The 1,059-nt window shown below is 69.6% G+C and carries 1 protein-coding gene; it reads right to left on the minus strand.

What is annotated here, in order from left to right; translation table 11 throughout:
- Nucleotides 1-957, minus strand: coding sequence for an IS481 family transposase (locus OO54_RS40880; RefSeq protein ID WP_033212807.1), 957 nt, complete (start codon nucleotides 955-957; stop codon nucleotides 1-3).
- Nucleotides 958-1,059 lie beyond the last annotated feature (102 nt).

Raw genomic sequence — 1,059 nt, forward strand, 5'->3', positions numbered from 1 at the left:
CTAGGTGTATTGACCCGCGGCGTTGTTGACACGGCTGATCGGCGGGTGTCCGTCGAGTGCGGTGTGGCAGCGGTGGTGGTTGTAGGTGTGGAGGAAGTCTGCCAGGGCCTCGGTCCGCTCGTCGTTCGAGGTGTAGGGCCGCAGGTAGGCCCACTCGTCGAGCAGGGTGCGGTGGAAGCGTTCGACCTTGCCGTTGGTCTGCGGCCGGTAGGCACGGGTGAGCTTGCCGGCCGCGCCGAGTTCCGCGAGGGCGTTCTTCCAGGCCAGGCCCTTGCGGTAGGCCCAGGCGTTGTCCGTCAGCACGCGCTCGATCCGGTCGATGCCCTGGCTGCGGAAGAACGCGGCCGCGCGGGTCAGGAAGCCCGCGCAGGTCGCGACCTTCTCGTCACCGTGGATCTCGCTGTAGGCCAGGCGGGAGTGGTCGTCGACGGCGGAGTGGACGTAGTCGAAGCCCATGGCGGAGCGGGTGGCCCGGCCGGCCTGGCGGCCCAGGACCTTGTGGCCGCCGCCGTCGGGGATCCGGCCGAGCTTCTTGACGTCGACATGGATGAGTTCGCCGGGACGGTCGCGTTCGTAGCGGCGGATCACGGTGCCGGTCGGGCGGTCCAGCCAGGCCAGCCGGTTCAGCCGGTGGCGGGTCAGGATCCGGTGCACGGTCGAGGCGGGCAGGCCCACGATCGGGCCGATCCGGGCCGGCCCGAGCTTGCGGGTCCGCCGCAGATCGCAGACCCGCTCTTCGACCGCGGCCGCAGTCCGGTGCGGGGTTGTGGCCGGCCTGCTGGGCCGGTCGGCCAGGCCCGCATCGCCCTCGGCCCGCCACCGGCGCATCCACTTGTGGGCCGTGGCCCGTGAGACACCCATCTCGGCCGCCACATGCGCGACCGGACGGCCTGAGCGGACACGTTCGACCAGCAGTCTCCTACCGAAGACGGTCAGCCGGGCATTACGGTGGACCACGAAGACCTCCGTGAGGTGAGTTCCTAGACAGCTCCCACCACACCGGAGGTCTTCGCCATGTTCAAGACCAGACCAGTGTCAACAACGCTCGTGATCAATACA

It is taken from the genome of Streptomyces wedmorensis (genome assembly GCF_000716445.1).
Taxonomy (GTDB): Bacteria; Actinomycetota; Actinomycetes; order Streptomycetales; family Streptomycetaceae; genus Streptomyces; species Streptomyces wedmorensis.